13 protein-coding genes are annotated in these 16,870 nt (G+C 67.1%); 5 read left to right on the forward strand and 8 right to left on the reverse strand.

The genetic code is table 11. The annotated features are described in order from the left end of the window. Positions 1-82: 82 nt before the first annotated feature. The 5 genes from ACFW0H_RS10275 to ACFW0H_RS10295 all read left to right on the forward strand — a co-directional run bounded on the left by ACFW0H_RS10275 (position 83) and on the right by ACFW0H_RS10295 (position 5,204). Positions 83-1,516: an aminotransferase-like domain-containing protein gene (locus tag ACFW0H_RS10275; protein WP_422913795.1), complete on the forward strand. Its 1,434-nt coding sequence runs from the start codon at positions 83-85 to the stop codon at positions 1,514-1,516. Positions 1,517-1,640: 124 nt separating this feature from the next. Further along, a complete protein-coding gene (locus ACFW0H_RS10280) occupies positions 1,641-3,365 on the forward strand; it encodes a vWA domain-containing protein (RefSeq protein WP_422913796.1) in 1,725 nt (574 codons plus the stop codon). Position 3,366: 1 nt separating this feature from the next. Next, positions 3,367-3,957 carry an RNA polymerase sigma factor gene (locus ACFW0H_RS10285; protein ID WP_422913797.1) on the forward strand — a complete coding sequence of 197 codons (591 nt, stop codon included), beginning with the start codon at positions 3,367-3,369 and terminating at the stop codon, positions 3,955-3,957. Next, positions 3,954-4,622 carry a hypothetical protein gene (locus ACFW0H_RS10290; RefSeq protein WP_422913798.1) on the forward strand — a complete coding sequence of 223 codons (669 nt, stop codon included), beginning with the start codon at positions 3,954-3,956 and terminating at the stop codon, positions 4,620-4,622. Before ACFW0H_RS10285 ends, ACFW0H_RS10290 begins: the two co-directional genes overlap by 4 nt. 78 nt (positions 4,623-4,700) lie before the next feature. Then, a complete protein-coding gene (locus ACFW0H_RS10295) occupies positions 4,701-5,204 on the forward strand; it encodes a hypothetical protein (RefSeq protein WP_422913799.1) in 504 nt (167 codons plus the stop codon). Between the two features lie 168 nt (positions 5,205-5,372). On the opposite strand, the gene ACFW0H_RS10300 is transcribed toward ACFW0H_RS10295, so the two are convergent. From ACFW0H_RS10300 to ACFW0H_RS10335, 8 genes are all read right to left on the reverse strand, one after another. Beyond that, complete coding sequence (locus ACFW0H_RS10300) at positions 5,373-7,196, reverse strand: long-chain-acyl-CoA synthetase (protein WP_422913800.1); 1,824 nt, start codon at positions 7,194-7,196, stop codon at positions 5,373-5,375. A 245-nt stretch (positions 7,197-7,441) separates the two neighbouring features. Further along, entirely contained in the window at positions 7,442-8,266 is an 825-nt protein-coding gene (locus ACFW0H_RS10305; RefSeq protein WP_422913801.1) for an SDR family oxidoreductase, read from the reverse strand. A gap of 86 nt (positions 8,267-8,352) precedes the next feature. Continuing rightward, on the reverse strand, positions 8,353-10,335 hold the full coding sequence (gene atuF, locus ACFW0H_RS10310; RefSeq protein WP_422913802.1) for a geranyl-CoA carboxylase subunit apha: 1,983 nt from the start codon (positions 10,333-10,335) through the stop codon (positions 8,353-8,355). Positions 10,336-10,449: 114 nt separating this feature from the next. After that, the gene (locus ACFW0H_RS10315) at positions 10,450-11,247 is read right to left on the reverse strand and encodes an enoyl-CoA hydratase/isomerase family protein (RefSeq protein ID WP_422913803.1); all 798 of its coding nucleotides are present in this window, start codon (positions 11,245-11,247) and stop codon (positions 10,450-10,452) included. 113 nt (positions 11,248-11,360) lie between these two features. Further along, on the reverse strand, positions 11,361-12,521 hold the full coding sequence (atuD, locus tag ACFW0H_RS10320) for a citronellyl-CoA dehydrogenase (protein WP_422913804.1): 1,161 nt from the start codon (positions 12,519-12,521) through the stop codon (positions 11,361-11,363). Positions 12,522-12,571: 50 nt separating this feature from the next. Continuing rightward, a complete protein-coding gene (gene atuC / locus ACFW0H_RS10325; RefSeq protein WP_422913805.1) occupies positions 12,572-14,188 on the reverse strand; it encodes a geranyl-CoA carboxylase subunit beta in 1,617 nt (538 codons plus the stop codon). Further along, complete coding sequence (locus ACFW0H_RS10330) at positions 14,188-15,063, reverse strand: SDR family oxidoreductase (protein ID WP_422913806.1); 876 nt, start codon at positions 15,061-15,063, stop codon at positions 14,188-14,190. Before ACFW0H_RS10330 ends, atuC begins: the two co-directional genes overlap by 1 nt. Before the next feature lie 11 nt (positions 15,064-15,074). Continuing rightward, positions 15,075-16,862 (reverse strand): acyclic terpene utilization AtuA family protein, encoded by a 1,788-nt coding sequence (locus tag ACFW0H_RS10335; RefSeq protein ID WP_422913807.1) that lies wholly within the window; start codon positions 16,860-16,862, stop codon positions 15,075-15,077. Positions 16,863-16,870: the final 8 nt, after the last annotated feature.

A 16,870-nucleotide genomic window follows, 5' to 3' on the forward strand; every position in this document is an offset into this window, starting at 1 on the left:
GCCCACACTCTTTCGATCTGTACCGGTGCAGTTGCAGGGTATTCGGATAGTGTTTCGGTCCAGTGATCCAGGTGCCGCCGTCATGACCAATCTGTTGCTCTACCAACGCATCGCCCAGCAACTGGCCGATGATATCCGCCGTGGCGTCTATCAGCCCGGCGAGCGCGTGCCTTCGGTGCGCAAGCTCAGTTCCCAGCTCAGTGTCAGCCATGCCACTGTCCTGCAGGCCTATGCCAGCCTCGAAGACCAGGGACTGATCCGCGCCCGTCCGCAATCCGGCTTCTATGTGCACCAGACTCCGGCCCTGACCGCCCCCACGCCGGATATCGCCCGCGTCGAGCGTCCCGGCCTGGTCACCCGAGCCAGCATCATCCAGCAGGTACTGGCTGAGTCCCGCCGCGAAGGCGTGTTCCCGCTGGGCGCGGCGGTGCCCCATGTGGACTACCTGCCGGTGCGTACCCTGCACCAGCAATTGGCCAAGGTCACCCGCTTCCACAGTCCGCGCGCCTTCAGCTACATGTTCAGCCCGGGCTTCGAGCCGCTGCGGCGCCAGGTGGCGATCCGCATGCGCGATGCCGGCGTGGTGGTGGACCCGAGCGAAGTGGTGATCACCCATGGCTGCGTGGACGCCCTGCAGATGAGCCTGCGGGTGCTGACCCGGCCGGGCGACCTGATCGCCACCGAGTCGCCGACCTACTACGGCCTGCTGCAACTGGCCGACCTGCTGGGCCTGAAAGTGATCGAGATCCCCAGCGACCCGACCACGGGCATCAGCCTGGAAGCCTTGCAGCTGGCCGCCAACCAATGGCCGATCAAGGCCCTGGTGCTGACCGCGCGGCTGAGCAATCCGCTGGGCGGCACCATCCCCGAGGAGCGCCAGAAGCAGTTGCTGCGCCTGGCCTCGGATTTCGACATCCAGATTGTCGAGGACGATATCTACGGCGAGCTGATGTTCGACCAGGGCCCGTCCAAGGCCATCAAGGCCTACGACCTGGACGACCGGGTGATCTACTGCTCCAGCTTCTCCAAGACCCTGTCGCCCGGCGTGCGCATCGGCTGGATGGTCGCCGGCAAGTATCAGGCGGAGATCCAGCGCCTGCAGACCTTCAGTACTCACTCGGCGTGCAGCGTCACCCAGATGGGCGTGGCCGCCTACCTGGAGAACGGCGGCTATGACCGGCATCTGCGCTACATCCGCCAGGAGTACCGGAAGAACCTCACGGCCTTCCAGCTGGGTGTGCAGCAGTATTTCCCCGAAGGCACCCAGATGACCCGCCCCAACGGCGGCTTCATCCTCTGGATCAGCCTGCCGGCCAAGGTCAACACCAAGGACCTGCACGTGCGCGCCCTGCAGCAGGGCATCAGCATCGCCCCGGGGCTGATCTTCAGTAACACCGAGCAGTTCAACCACTGCGTGCGGCTGAACTGCGGCATCCCATGGAACCGCGAGGCCGAGCGCGCCATCATGACCCTCGGCATGCTGGCCAAGCAGCTCTGCCAGGAGGCCGGCCTGTAGGGGCGAATTCATTCGCCAAGGGCTGCGAAGCGGCCCCCTTCAGGAATCTACGCAACCTTAACCCGTTCGGCGCAGCGCCTCCGTCTACTGGTGCGAATGGCTCATTCGTACCCAGGAGGCGTCCATGTCCAGCCATAACTTCCTTCAGCACCAACCCCTGGCCGCCGGATTCACCACCGGCCTGCTGCTGGCCTTGGCGGCCTGCAGTGCCCAGGATGCTTCCGCACCGACCACCGGCAAGGTCGAGGCGTCGTCGCCCGTGCCGAGCCAGACCGAACCGGCGTTGCGCGAAGAGGCCAAGGCCAGTGCTCCGGCGCCCCTGGCCAAGCGCGCCGATTACGCCGCCGAGGTCCGGCAGCTGCCCATGAGCGTGCCCGCGCCCGTGGCGGACGTTTTCCAGCCGGGCTACCGCGATGTGCCGCGCGAGCAGTACCAGCATCTCGCCGACAACCCGGTGCATGCCGTGGCCAGCGAACCGGTCTCCACCTTCAGCATCGACGTCGACACCGGCAGCTACGCCAACGTGCGGCGCTTCCTCAACAGCGGCCAGCTGCCGCCGGCCGATGCGGTGCGGCTGGAGGAGATGGTCAATTACTTCCCCTACCGCTATCCGCAGCCGGAAGGCGATGTGCCCTTCGGTATCGGCACCGAGGTGGCGCAGACGCCGTGGAATCCGCAAACCCGTCTGCTGCGGGTGGCGATCAAGGCCTCCGACAGCAGCGTCGAACAACTGCCACCGGCCAACCTGGTGTTCCTGGTGGACGTCTCCGGGTCCATGGACCGGCGCGAGGGCCTGCCCATGGTGCAGGGCACCCTCAAGCTGCTGGTGGACCAGTTGCGCCCGCAGGACCGCGTATCCCTGGTCACCTACGCCGGGGAGGCGAGGGTGGTCCTGGGCTCCACACCCGGCAGCGAGAAGGCGAAGATCCGCGCCGCCATCGAGCAGCTCAGCGCGGGCGGCTCCACGGCCGGCGAGTCCGGGATTCAACTGGCCTATGCCGAAGCACAGAAGGGGCTGATCCAGGGCGGCATCAACCGCATCCTGCTGGCCACCGACGGTGACTTCAACGTCGGCATCAGCGACTTCGACAGCCTCAAGCAACTGGCCGCGCAGAAGCGCAAGGGCGGCGTGTCCCTGACCACCCTGGGCTTTGGCGTGGACAACTACAACGAGCGCCTGATGGAGCAACTGGCGGACGCCGGTGACGGCAACTACGCCTACATCGACAACCTGCGAGAGGCACGCAAGGTGCTGGTGGACCAGCTCGGCTCCACGCTCTCGGTGGTGGCGCGGGACGTGAAGTTGCAGCTGGAATTCAATCCGGCCGAGGTCAGCGAGTACCGTCTGCTGGGTTACGAGAATCGCGCCCTCAAGCGTGAGGACTTCAGCAATGACAAGGTGGACGCTGGCGAGATCGGCGCGGGACATACCATCACCGCGCTTTACGAGATCGTTCCCGCCGGTGCCAAGGGCTGGCTCGAGCCACTGCGCTACCAGCCGGCCGCCAGGGCCGAGGGCAAGGCGGGAGAACTGGCCTGGCTGCGGGTGCGCTACAAGGCGCCGGGCTCGGAGCAGAGCCGCCTGCTGGAACGTCCCATCGCCGCCGGCAAGGTGCCCAACCTGGACGAGGCCAGCGAGGACCTGCGCTTCGCCGCGGCGGTGGCGGCCTTCGCCCAGCAGCTCAAGGGCGGCCAGTACACCGGCGCGTTCGGCCTGGCGGACAGCGCCACGCTGGCCCGCGCCGCCCGAGGCGATGATCGCTTCGGGCTGCGCGGCGAGTTCGTGCAACTGGTGGAACTGGCACAGAGCCTGCAAACTCCCGTTCCATCCCAAGCGCGGAAGGAATGATGTGAACGCGACCCTCACGGATGATGACGCCGCCTTGCTGCGGCGTTACCGCAACGGCGATGCCGAGGCGTTTGGCGTGCTCTATGCGCGCCATCGCCTCGGCCTCTATCGTTTCCTCTGCGGGCTTTGTGGTGATGGCGCCCTGGCCGAGGAGATCTTCCAGGAAACCTGGCTGAACCTGATTCGCAGCGAGTCCGAGCCGCTGGGGCAGGCCAGCTTCAAGACCTGGCTCTACCAGATCGCCCGCAACCGCCTGATCGACCACTGGCGCAAGCACGGCCGCCAGTACGGCCGTGAGGAGGCGTTCGACGAGGCGCTGCATGGCGATGCCTTGCCAGGCAGCAGCCCCGACCCGGAGCGCGAACTTTCCCTCAGCCAGGACCAGCAGCGCCTGCGCGCGGCCCTGGACGAACTGCCAGGCGAGCAGCGTGAAGTATTCCTGCTGCGCGCCCACGGCGACCTGGAACTGACCGAGATCGCCGAACTCACCCGCACGCCCGCCGAAACGGTGAAAAGCCGCCTGCGTTATGCGTTGCAGAAGTTGCGTCGGCTGCTGGCCGACCCGGCCGCGGCCGAGGAGGTATCCGCATGAACCGAGACCCGCACAAGCCGGACGATATGGAACGGGAACTGCTCGAACACTACCGCCGCCACAGCCACGACGAGCCGTCGGCGGCTTTGGACCAGCGCATCCTCGCCGCGGCGGCCGCCCAGGCGGCACAGAACCGGGCGGCATCCCGCCCATCCTTCGGTTCGCGCTTACAGGCCTGGCTGTTCGGCCCTGGCGGCCGGCAGCGTTGGGCAGTCGCCGTGGCGGGCTTCGCCACCCTGGGCATTGGCCTGAGCCTGACCCTGCGTACCCAGGAGCAAGCTCGGCAACGCTTTGATGCGCCGCCGGCCAGCGTCGCGCCGTATTCCGCGCCAGCGCCGGCAGCCGCGCCCATGAACCGGGCCGCACCGGCAACCCTTGCCAGCCCTCCGGCCCAGGCCGAAAAGAAGGCGTCGACAATGGCCGACAGCAGCGCCGAGCTGCAGCAGAGGCAGGCTGAACCACAGCGGCTGGAGGAGGCCGCAGCCAAGGAGGAGCTGGCCAAATCCGCGTCCACACCCGAGCCGGAGGCCAGTCTGCGCCGCGTGCTGGAACTCAGGCAGGCGGGTAAGCGCGAGGAAGCGCACAGGTTGCTGGACGAGTTGCAATCGCGCTATCCGCAGCGGGATATGGCCGCCGAGCTGCGCGAGCTGGAGCGTGACCGCTGAAGGTGGTCGCGCCGGGCTTGCCTCCATGCTGGCGAAGGTGGAGCATGACGCCATTACCGACTCCACCCCCGCGAAGCCATGCGCCCGATTCATCTGATATGCGCTTTCCTGGCCTTGACCCTGCTCGCCGCCTGCGACAAGGAAGCGCCGCCCAAGCCCAAGGCCCCGCCCGCGCCGCCGCCAATTTCCACCAGCCCGGCGCCCGCACCTGCTGCGCCGCCTGAGGCCCCACCGCCGGCCGCACCGGAGCAACCGGTACCCGCAGCCGAACCCAAGCCGGTTCCGCCGCCTCCACCCGCGCCGCGGCCGGTGTCACCACCGCCCGTGCCGGTCACGCCCAAGGAGCCGGTGCAGACCGCCACTGCCAAGGCACTCGACCTCAGCCTGCCCACGGAACTGGCCGACACGCTGCAGCCGGATGAAGTCGCGGCTGAACTGCCGGTGCTGCCGCAGATGTTCGTGGAGAAGCCGGCTCCGGCGGGTCCCTTCCAGCTCAACGGCAAGTTGATTACCAACGAACGGGAAGACGACACCTGGCATTCGGTGGAAGGGGCCGAACTGCAGTTCGAGTTCAAGCGCTGAGTGGACCCTGGTACCAGCCGTGTAGGGTGGATAGCGCTTTTCTATCCACCAGCGAGGCATTGCAGGACACCGATGGTGGAAATCCCGGAAGTGATCTCTACCCTTGCGCGTTGTAGGAGCGAATTCATTCGCGAATGAATTCGCTCCTACAGATTCAGGACACCAGGCTTAGAAGCGGAACTCCCCACGCTGGATCGCCTGATACAGCTGGGCGTCCAGGGGGCGGAAGCCCGCGTCGCCGGGCAGGCGGGCGAACAGGGGCGCGCCCACCGCTTCCGGGTCGTAGGCCTGCTGCTTGAGTTCGGTTTTCTTGTACTTGAAGGTGCCGGTGGTCTCCACTTCCTCCAGCAGACGCAGGAACAGCGGCGACGCATAGCCGGGCAGCTCGCGGTCCAGGTGCGCGGCCAGGGCCTGGCCATCCAGGTGCTGGCCGGCGGTCAGGCGCAGGGCGGCCATGCCGCAACGGCCGTTGGTGCCGGGAATCTCCACACCGTAGACCACCGCATCTTCCACACCGGGGAAGGCGCCCAGGGTGTTTTCCACCTCGGTGGTGGAGACGTTCTCGCCCTTCCAGCGGAAGGTGTCGCCTAGCCGGTCGACGAACTGCGCGTGCTTGCAGCCGATGCCGCGCATCAGATCGCCGGTATTGAACCAGGCATCGCCCGGCCTGAACACATCGCGCAGGATCACCGCTTCGCTCTTGGCCGGGTCGGTGTAACCGTCGAAAGGCCATTTCGGGCTGATCTCGCTGATCAGCAGCCCCGACTCGCCCTTGGCCACTTCCTGCAGGAACCCGCGCGGGTCGCGCAGGGGGCGGTCGTTTTCCAGGTCGTAACGAACGATGGCGAAGGTGGCCGGGGAGAAGCCCACCGTATTGTCGAAATTGAACACATTGGTGAAGCCGATATTGCCTTCGCTGGAGGCGTAGAACTCCATCACGCGTTCGATGCCGAAGCGCGCCTTGAACTCGGCCCAGATGGCCGGGCGCAGGCCGTTGCCGATCATGCCGCTGAGGCTGTTGCCGCGCTCCTCGGCGCAGGGCGGCTGGTTCAGCAGGTAGCGGCAGAGTTCGCCGATGTAGCCGAAGCAGGTGGCCTGGTAGCGCGCCACGTCCTTCCAGAAGTTGCTGGCGGAGAACTTGCGGCGCAGGGCGATGGCGGCGCCTCCGGCCAGCACCGAGGCCCAACTCACGGTGACCGCGTTGTTGTGGTAGCAGGGCAGGGTCAGGTAGAAGACGTCCCGCTCGGTCAGGCCCAGCCCTGAGTGGCCGAAGCCACCGTAGGCCTTGATCCACTTGCCGTGGCTGAGGATGGATGCCTTGGGCAGGCCGGTGGTGCCTGAGGTGTAGATGTAGAAGCAGGGGTCCTTGAGGCGTACCTCGCCGGTTTCCACCGGATTGCCGCTGGAGCGACCCAGGGCCAGGCGCATCAGGTTCAGCCAGCCGGGCGGGGCATCCCCGGGGTCGCCCAGGCTGTCGCCGTCAGCCACCCAGTAGCAGCGGCGTGCGTCGTCCAGCTCGTGGCGAACCTCTTCGAAGGCGCCGCGCAACTCGTCACCCGCCACGAAATGCCGCGCCTTCACCAGGTTGAGGCTGTGGCTCAGCACCTTGCCGCGCTGGGTGGTGTTCACCAGTGCGGCGATCGCCCCCAGCTTGGCCAGTGCCCCCAGCACGGCCAGCACTTCGATGCGATTTTCCAGCATGACCGCCACCACGCAGCCGTGGACCACCCCTTGCTCCTTCAGGGCGTGGGCCAGGCGGTTGCACCAGGCGTTGAACTCGGCATAGCTGAGGCGGCGTTCTTCGTCTATGACTGCAGGGCGCTGCGGGTACAGCCGCGCCGCCCGTTCCAGGGCCCAGCCAAGGGACAACCTTTTCTCGCGGTTGCGGATGCCGGTGTAGTAGAGCCCCAGCAGCATGCGCGGCAGGCGTGGCAGGTTGCCCGGCAGGCGGGTGATGAAGCGCAGCGGGGAGATCAGTTCGGCTTGGCTCATGGTTTGCGTGTTGTCGTTGTTGTGAGCGGCGAAATCACTCTAGGACGGGCATTTGTCCTTCGCCATGACCCTGGCGCGGAGGCGAGGGGGCAGATGGGCGAATGGCTGGGGCAGTGAGATCTCTTGTAGGGGCGAATTCATTCGCCAAGGGCTGCGCAGCAGCCCCATTCCGTTGTTGGGCAGGGCTTCGTCCTGCTTGGCGAATGAATTCGCCCCTACAGGCTCATCGCCCTCGTGGGGGGGCCTCAATCGAGAAACAGATCCTGCACCAGCGAGCCACCTTGGGGGTCGTAGCGGTACTGCTCGAACTCGGTCTGGCCCTGTTCGCGCAGCAGGTCCTCGTCAATCAGCAGGCGGCCGGTGATGCTGCGGCCTGCGCTCGACAGGATGGCGTAGGCGGCATCGGCCATGATGGCCGGGGTGCGGGCGCGCTTGAAGGCGTCGCGGCTGCCCAGCTCGAACTCGATGGCGGCGGTGGCGATCATGGTCCTGGGCCAGAGGGAGTTGACGCTGATGCCGTAGCGCTTGAACTCCTCGCTCATGCCTAAGGTGAGCATGCTCATGCCGTACTTGGTCACGGTGTAGGGGCCGTGCTGGGCGAACCACTTGGGCGACAGGTTGAGCGGCGGCGACAGGTTGAGGATATGGCCGCCGGCGCTTTGCTTCAGGTAGGGCAGGGCGGCCTGGCTGCAGACCATCACCGCGCGGGTGTTGATCTGGTACATCAGGTCGAAGCGCTTGGCTTCCAGGTGCTCGACACCCACCAGCTTGATGGCGCCGGCGTTGTTGACCAGGGCGTCGATGCCGCCGAAGTGGGTGGCAGCCTTGGCCATGGCGTCGCGCACGGCATTTTCGTCGCGCACATCCAATTGCAGGGGCAGCGCCTTGCCGCCGGCGGCCTCGACTTCTTCCGCCACGCTGAAAATCGTGCCGGGGAGCTTGGGATGGGGCTCGGCGCTCTTGGCGGCGATGACGAGGTTGGCGCCATCGGCTGCGGCGCGCAGGGCGATCTCGCGACCGATGCCGCGGCTGGCGCCGGTGATGAATAGGGTTTTGCCGGATAGGGACATCTGTGCCTCCTGGATATTGTTGTTCATTGGGGCCGCGATGCGGCCCTTGGCGAATGAATTCGCCCCTACAGGAAACGGCGCGGGCGTCAGGTTTCTTCTACCTCCACCAGCAGCTGGCGGCTTTTCACCTGGTCGCCTGCGGTGACCTGGACGCGGCGGATCACGCCGTCGACCCCGGCCTTGAGCGGGTGTTCCATCTTCATGGCCTCCAGCACCACCAGCAGCTGGCCCTTGCCGACCCGTTCGCCTTCGCTCACCAGTACCTCGACGATGGCGCCGTCCATGGGGGCCTTCACCGTGCCCGAGCCGGCGCCGCCCTGGCCGTCTGCCGGTGCGTGGGTGACGTCCTGCAGTTCCAGGTTGCCGTTCCGGCCATACAGCCAGAGCTGGCTGGCGCGTTGATGGTAGGCCACGCGGCGGCGGATGCCGTCCAGCTCCACCACGGCCCAGCGGCCATCGGCGCTCAGCAGGCGGAGGGCGATTTGCGCATCGCCCACCCTGGCCAGCAGGCGCGGCTGCTGCCCGGTGTCCTGCACCACCAGCTCCACCGCCTGCTTCTGCTCACCCTGGCGCAGTACCAGGCGCCAGGGCGCGTTGCCGGCGCTGCGCCAACCGGCCAGGCCGCCCTGGTGGGCGCTGGTGGTGGCCGAGGCCTGGTAGAGCAGGGCGGCGGCGATCGCCAGTTCGGCCGGCGAAGCCGGCTGCGGGCTCAGGCTCGGGTCGGCACCGAAACTGTCGGCGATGAAGGCGGTATTGGCCTCCCCGTCGGCGAACTGCGGGTGCCTGAGCAGGTTGGCGAGGAAACGCTGGTTGCCCTTGACCCCGAGCAGCACGCAATCCTCCACCGCACGGGCCAGCTTGCGTCGGGCCTCGTCGCGGGTCGCGCCCCAGGCGATGACCTTGGCCAGCATGGGGTCGTAGAAGGGCGTCACCGCCTGGCCTTCCACCAGGCCATGGTCGATGCGGATGCCCTCCAACTCGGAAGCTTCCCAGCGCAGCACCTCGCCCGTCTGGGGCAGGAAGCCGGCGGCGGGGTCTTCGGCGTAGAGACGCACTTCCATGGCGTGGCCGCTGAGGCGGATTTCATCCTGCTTCAGCGGTAGCGGTCGTCCCTCGGCGACGCGAATCTGCCAGGCCACCAGGTCCTGGCCGGTGATCAGCTCGGTGACCGGGTGCTCCACTTGCAGACGGGTGTTCATTTCCAGGAAGTAGAAGGCGCCGCTGGCCTCCAGCAGGAACTCCACTGTACCCGCGCCGATGTAATTCACCGTGCGTGCCACCTTCACCGCTGCCTCCCCCATGGCCTGGCGCAGCTCGGGTGTCATGAGGGGGCAGGGGGCCTCTTCGATGACCTTCTGGTGGCGGCGTTGCACCGAGCAATCGCGTTCGCCCAGGTAGACGATATTGCCGTGGCAGTCGCCGAACACCTGGATCTCCACATGGCGTGGCCGCAGCACAGCCTTTTCCAGGATCAGTTCGGCACTGCCGAAGGCGTTCAGGGCTTCCGAGCGGGCGGTGCGCAGTTGCGCCGCCAGTTCGTCCGCGCTCTTCACCAGGCGCATGCCACGCCCGCCGCCGCCGGCGCTGGCCTTGATCATCAACGGATAGCCGATGCGCGTGGCTTCACGGGCCAGGGTGGCATCGTCCTGTTCGGCGCCTTCATAGCCGGGAATGCAGGGTACGCCGGCTTCCAGCATGGCCAGCTTGGACAGTCGCTTGCTGCCCATCAGGTGGATGGCTTCGACGGTGGGGCCGATAAAGCTGATGCCGGCCGAATCGCAGGCCCGGGCGAAGTCGGCATTCTCGGAAAGGAAGCCATAGCCAGGGTGGATGGCGTCGGCGCCAGTCCGTTGTGCGGCGCCGATGATGGCCTCGATGCCAAGGTAGGACTGGCCCACCGGCGCCGGGCCGATGCACACCGCTTCGTCCGCCAACTGTACGTGACGCGCTTGCGTGTCGGCCTCGCTGTAGACGGCGACGGTGCGGTAGCCGAGGGCCTGGGCGGTGCGCATGACCCGGCAGGCGATTTCGCCACGATTGGCGATGAGGATCTTGTTGAAGCTGGGCATCTCTGCGCTCCTGCGGTGTGTCCCGGATTGTGTCCGGGCTGTTCTTGCGTAGGGTGAATCACGCTCTATCGATCCACCGCCGGTGGATGTGAAAAGCGACATCCACCCTACGGGTCATTGCGCCCAGCTGGGCTTGCGCTTCTGCACGAAGGCCAGGGTGCCCTCGGTACCTTCGGGGCCGGTGACGGCGGCGGCGAACTGCTCGGCGGCCCGGTCCAGCAAGGGCGCCAAGGGTTCAGTTTCGGTCACCAGCAGCAGCGCCTTGGTCCGGGCGTTGGCGCCAGGGGCGCAGCGGTGAATCTGGTCCAGGCTTTCCGCCAGGCGCTGTTCCAGGGCAGCGGTATCCGCCTCGGCGAAATGCACCAGCCCCAGGCGCAGGGCTTCGGTTCCGTCGAAGCGGGCGGCAGTGAGGGCCAGGCGGCGCGCCTGGGTCAGGCCGATGCGCTTGACCACGAAGGGTGCGATCTGCGCCGGCAGCACGCCGAGGCTGGTTTCCGGCAGGCCGAACTGGGCGTTCTGGGCGGCGATGGCGATGTCCGAAACGCAAGCGAGGCCGAAGCCGCCGCCCAGCACGGCGCCTTCCAGCACCGCTATCACCACCTGGGGCTGTGCCTGGGCTTCTTCCAGCAGGCTGCCGAAGGCACGGTTCAAGGCCCGGTAGGCATCGCTGCCGGTGGCGCGGGCGCTGGCCATGTCCTTGATATCGCCGCCCGCGCAGAAGTGCCCGCCAGCTCCGCGCAACACCAGGGCGCGCACGCCGGAGTCGGTGCGCACGGCGGCCAGGACCGCCTGCAGTTCCTCGACCATGGCCAGGCTCATGGCGTTGCGGCTGTCCGGCCGGTTCAGGGTGATGTGCAGCACGCCACCGGCCTGTTCCAGCAGCAGGGTTTCGCAGTTCGGCAGTTCGGTCATGCCGGTGTCCTCATCAATTGGACGTCATGCTCGCTCGGAACCGTAGGAACTGTAGGATGGGTGGAGCGGAGCGATACCCATGCTGTGTGCGCTGGTACGGTTACGATCCGGGTTCAGCCTTTCTTCTTGCCGGGCAGGATGCCCATCAGCTTGCAGATGATGCCGAGCATGATCTCGTCGGCGCCGCCGCCGATGGAGACCAGGCGGGTGTCGCGGTAGGCGCGGGAGACGTGGTTGTCCCACATGAAGCCCATGCCGCCCCAGTACTGCAGGCAGGCATCGGTGACTTCGCGGCCGAGGCGGCCGGCCTTGAGCTTGGCCATGGAGGCGAGGCGGGTGACGTCCTTGCCTGTGACGTAGAGCTCCACGGCCTGGTAGACCAGGGCGCGCAGGGCCTCGATCTCGGTCATCAGCTCGGCCAGGCGGAAGTGGATCACCTGGTTGTCGATCAGCGGCGCACCGAAGGTCTTGCGCTCCTTGCAGTAGTCGATGGTGACGTCCACGCAGTGCTCCAGGCCCTTGATCATGTTGGCGGCGCCGAACAGGCGTTCTTCCTGGAACTGCAGCATCTGCATCATGAAGCCTGCGCCCTCGTGGCCGATGCGGTAGCGCTGCGGCACGCGGACGTTGTCGAAGAACACCTGGGCGGTCTCGGAGCTGCGCATGCCGAGCTTGTCGAGGTGGGGGCTGAGCGTGATGCCGGGGGTGTTCATCGGCACCATGATCAGCGACTTGTTGACGTGAGGCTTGTCGTCCGAGGTGTTGGCCAAGAGGCACATGAAGTCGGCGGAGGGCGAGTTGGTGATCCACATCTTGCTGCCGTTGATCACGTAATCGCTGCCGTCCTTGCGGGCGTTGGTCTTCATCCCGGCCACGTCGGAACCGGCGCCCACTTCCGAGACGCCGATGCAGCCAACCATTTCGCCGGCGATGGCGGGGCGGAGGAACTCCTCGCGCAGCTCATCGGAGCCGAAGCGTGCCAGGGCCGGGGTGCACATATCGGTCTGCACACCGATGGCCATGGGGATGCCGCCGCAATGGATGGTGCCGAATTCCTCGGCCGCGACTATGGAGTAGCTGTAGTCCAGGCCCATGCCGCCGAACTTCTCCGGCTTGGATATGCCCAGCAGGCCCAGTTCGCCGGCCTTTTTGAAAATGTCGTGGATGGGGAAGCGGCCTTCCTTTTCCCACGCATCGACATGGGGATTGATTTCCTTGTCGACGAAATTGCGCACCGTGCGGCGGAGTTCTTCGTGTTCCTGGGTGAAGATCATCTTTGTTGTTCTCCTTGTCGGGTGCGCCGTGCGCACCGTGATCGTTCGGGTCAGAAGCGGGCCACGCCGAAGCTGTTGGCCTTGAGCGGGCGGGCGTCGGCCTCCGCGCAGATATCCAGCAGATAGCCCAGCAGCCGGCGGCTGTCACGGGGGTCGATGAGGCCGTCGTCCCAGAGATTGGCGGTGCCGTAGAGGGCGGTGGACTGGCTGTCGAGCTTCTGTGCGGTCATCTGTTCGAGCATGTCGAGCATCTTGCTGTCGGGCTCCTTGCCCTCCTTGGCGTGCTTCTCCTCGGTGACGATGCGCAGCACCTTGCCGGCCTGGGCGCCGCCCATCACGGCGGTGCGGCTATTGGGCCAGGCGAAGATGAAGCGCGGGTCCAGGCCTCGGCCGCACATGGCGTAGTTGCCGGCGCCGTAGGAGCCGCCCACCACCAGGGTGAGCTTGGGCACGCGGGCGTTGGCCACCGCCTGGATCATCTTCGAGCCGTGCTTGATCACGCCCAGTTGCTCGGACTCGGTGCCGACCATGAAGCCGGTGGTGTTGTGCAGGAACAACAGCGGCACATTGGCCTGTTCGCAGAGCTGGATGAACTGCGCCGCCTTGGCCGCGCCCTGGGGCGTGATGGGGCCGTTGTTGCCGATCAGGCCGCAGGGCCGGCCTTCGATGCGCAGGTGACCGCAGACGGTCTGGCTGTCGAACTCGTTCTTGAAGTCGAGGAATTCCGAGCCATCGGCGATGCGGGCGATGATCTCGCGCACGTCGTAGGGTTTCTTCGGATCGGCCGGTGCCACCCCCAGCAATTCCTCGGCGCTGTACAGCGGCTCGTGCCAGGTCGGTTTCGCCGTCACCGGCAGCTGGGCGTTCCACGGCAGCATGGCGAGGATGTCGCGGGCCAGGCGCAGGGCATCGGCGTCGTTCTCCGCCAGGTATTCGGCGGTGCCGGCCACCTGGGCGTGCATCTCGGCGCCGCCCAGCTGTTCGTCGGTCGCCACTTCACCGGTGGCGGCCTTGAGCAAGGGGGGGCCGGCGAGGAACATCTTGGCCTTGCCGCGCACCACGATCACGTAGTCCGACAGCCCCGGCTGGTAGGCGCCGCCGGCGGTGCTGGAACCGTGCACCACGGTGACCTGGGGAATGCCCATGGCGGAAATCCGCGCCTGGTTGGCAAAGCCGCGCGCACCCTCGACGAAGATTTCCGCCGCGTAGTTGAGGTTGGCGCCGCCGCTTTCGGTGAGGGCCACCAACGGCAGCTTGTTCTCCATGGCCACCTGCTGCAGGCGCAGGGTCTTCTTCAGCCCGCTGGGGGAGATGGTGCCGCCCTTGATGGCGCTGTTGCTGGCACTGATCAGGCAGCGCACTCCGCAGATGTAGCCGATGCCGGCGATGATGCCGCCGCCGGCCTGGGTGCCGTCCTTGTCGTCGTGCAGCTTGTAGCCGGCCAGGGAGCAGAGTTCGAGGAAGGGGCTGCCCGGGTCCAGCAGCAGGTTCAGCCGCTCGCGGGGCAGGAGCTGGCCGCGCTTCTCGAACTTCGGCTTGGCATCAAGCGCCTTGTCCAGCACCTTCTGCTCGATCTCGCGGAAACTGGCGATGGCGGCGAGCATGGCGTCGCGGTTCCGGGCGAAATCCTCGCCCTGGATGTCGAGTCCGGATTGGATAACGGCCATCACTCTTGGTCCTTCAGCACGTCGGGGAGAAAGGCCCGGTGGAAGCCGTTGTACGCCTTGCTTTGGCCGGGCCTGGCCTTGGCCAGGGGGAAGGCGCGGCTGCCCTGGCTGGCGGCGCCGTCGATGCGGATGGTGTTGCCGCTGATGAAGGCGGCGCCGGGGGAGAGCAGGAAGACGATGGCGGCGGCCACTTCCGATTCAGTGCCGATGCGCTTGAGCGGCACGTGTTCGCGCAGGGTGGGGATGATGGCCTTGAACGCGCCTTCGTAGGTGTCCATGCCGCTGGACGCGATCCAGCCCGGGGCCACGGCGTTGACTCGCACGCCGGCATGGCCCCACTCGACGGCGGCGGTCCTGGTGAAGTTCTCCATGCCGGCGCGGGCGGCGCCGGAGTGGCCCATGCCGGGCATGCCGCCCCACATGTCGGCGAGCATGTTGACGATGCTGCCGCCGGTCTTGCTCATGACCTGGTTGAACACCTCGCGGGCCACCAGGAAGCCGCCCACCAGGTTGGTGCGCACCACGGTCTCGAAGCCTTTCTGGTTGATCGAGGCGAGCGGGGCGGGGTACTGGCCGCCGGCGTTGTTGACCAGGTGATGGATGGCGCCGCGCTCGGCCAGCACCGCCGCGACCATGGCCTTCACCGCTTCTTCGTCGCGGATGTCGCAGGCCTGCCAGCTGGCGCTGCCGCCGTCTTCGATGATCTCGCCGGCGGTCTTCTCCAGTTTCTCCGCCTTGCGCCCCACCAGCACCACATGGGCGCCCAGGGCCGCCAGTTCATGGGCGGTGCAGCGGCCGATACCGCTGCCGCCGCCGGTGACCAGGATGGTCTGGCCGCTGAACAGGCCAGGCTTGAATACCGAATCGTATGCCATGGGTTGCGTCCTCAAAGGCTGTCGGCCAGGGCTTGGGGCACCGGCACCGGGAACTCCAGGAGTTGCTGGGCGAAGGCCTTGCCCTGCGGGTCGATGCGCAGGCTGGCGACACCGCCGCCGCCCAGGGCGTTTTCCAGCAGGAAATTCAGGCTGTGGCTGCCCGGCAGGTACCAGCGCGCCACGCGGCCGATCTGCGGGTGGAGTACGTGGCCCATCCAGTCGACAACCGCTTCCGGGGTCAGGGCCTCGGCTATCCAGGGCAGGTACTCAGGCTTGCGCGCCATGACGCCGATATTGCTGTGATTGCCCTTGTCGCCGGAGCGGGCCACCGCCAGCGTCACCAGGGGGACGCTGGCGCGGGCCTGGCCTTCGGCGGCAGGCGGCGGAAGGTCATCGGCCAGGGCGGTGACGTCGAAGCACGCCACCTCCGGCAGTCGACACGGGGTGCGCTGGTCATCGCGCTCCACCTCCAGTTGGCAGGCGGCCTTGTCCACCAGGAAGGAGAACAGGCGGATCACCGGGTAGACGGTCGGCCGGCCGCCGACGATGCCGGTCAGGCCTGGCGCCATGCCGGTGGCGGCCTGGGCGATCTCCCGGGAGAACAGCACCAGGGCCTCCTTGCGGCTGTGGCTTACGGCGATCTTGATCACCACTTCGCGGCTGTCCTGCCTTTGGCCGTGCGGGCCGTAGGTGGACTCGCTGCCCAGCAGCTCGACATTCACTTCGCGGTAGGGCCCCCAGCCGCGTTCAGCGAAGAGTTCCTCGGTCTTGGCGATGATCGCGCGGCTGACCCGCTCGGCCTTCTTCACCGCATCGATGCCGGCGAGCAGGCAACTGGCGGTGCAACGGAAGCCGTCCGGATAGGTGGCGCTGACCTTGTATTGCGGCGTCGGCGGCAGGCCACGGGCGCCCAGAACGCGCACACGCTGCGCGCCGGCCTGTTCCAGGGTCACTTGGGTGAAGTCGCAGACCACGTCGGGGAGCAGGTAGGCGCGCGGGTCGCCGATCTCGTAGAGCATCTGCTCGCCGACCGAAAAAGGCGTGACCAGGCCGCCGGAACCGTCCGGCTTGGTCACGCAGAAGCTGCCATCGGCCTCGACTTCGATGATGGGAAAACCGATGTGCTCGTAATCCGGCACCGACTCCCAGTCGGTGAAGTTGCCGCCGGTGCACTGGGCTCCGCACTCGATCAGGTGGCCGGCGAGGGCGGCCTGGGCCAGCTTGTCGTAGTCGCTCCAGGCCCAGCCGAACTCGTGGACCAGGGCGGCGCTGACCACCGCGCTGTCCACCACGCGGCCGGTGATGACGATGTCGGCCCCCTGATCCAGGGCGGCCACTATGCCGGGCGCGCCCAGGTAGGCGTTGATCGAGACGCACACGGGCGGCAGCGGGGCGTCGGTGAACATTTCGCGGATGCCGGCCTTGGCCAGTTCGCCCAGCCTCGGCTGCAGGTTATCGCCGTGCAGGACGGCGATCTTCAGTGCCACGCCGGCTTTCTCGCAGGCGGCGGCCAGGGCGCTGGCGCAGGCGGCCGGGTTGACCCCGCCGGCATTGCTGATGACACGGATCTTCTTCTCGGCGATCGCCGGGAGCAGGGGCGCCAGCACCTCGACGAAATCGGTGGCGTAACCGGCGTTGGGGGCCTTCAGGCGGGCGCCGGCCATGATCGACAGGGTGATCTCGGCCAGGTAGTCGAACACCAGGTAGTCCAGGGTGGCGCCGCGCACCAGCTGGGCGGCGGCGGTGGAGGTGTCGCCCCAGAAGGCGGAGGCGCAACCGATGCGTACGGTTCTTGTCATTGGAGTGG

It is taken from the genome of Metapseudomonas cellulosilytica (genome assembly GCF_049334135.1).
Classification (GTDB): Bacteria; Pseudomonadota; Gammaproteobacteria; order Pseudomonadales; family Pseudomonadaceae; genus Metapseudomonas.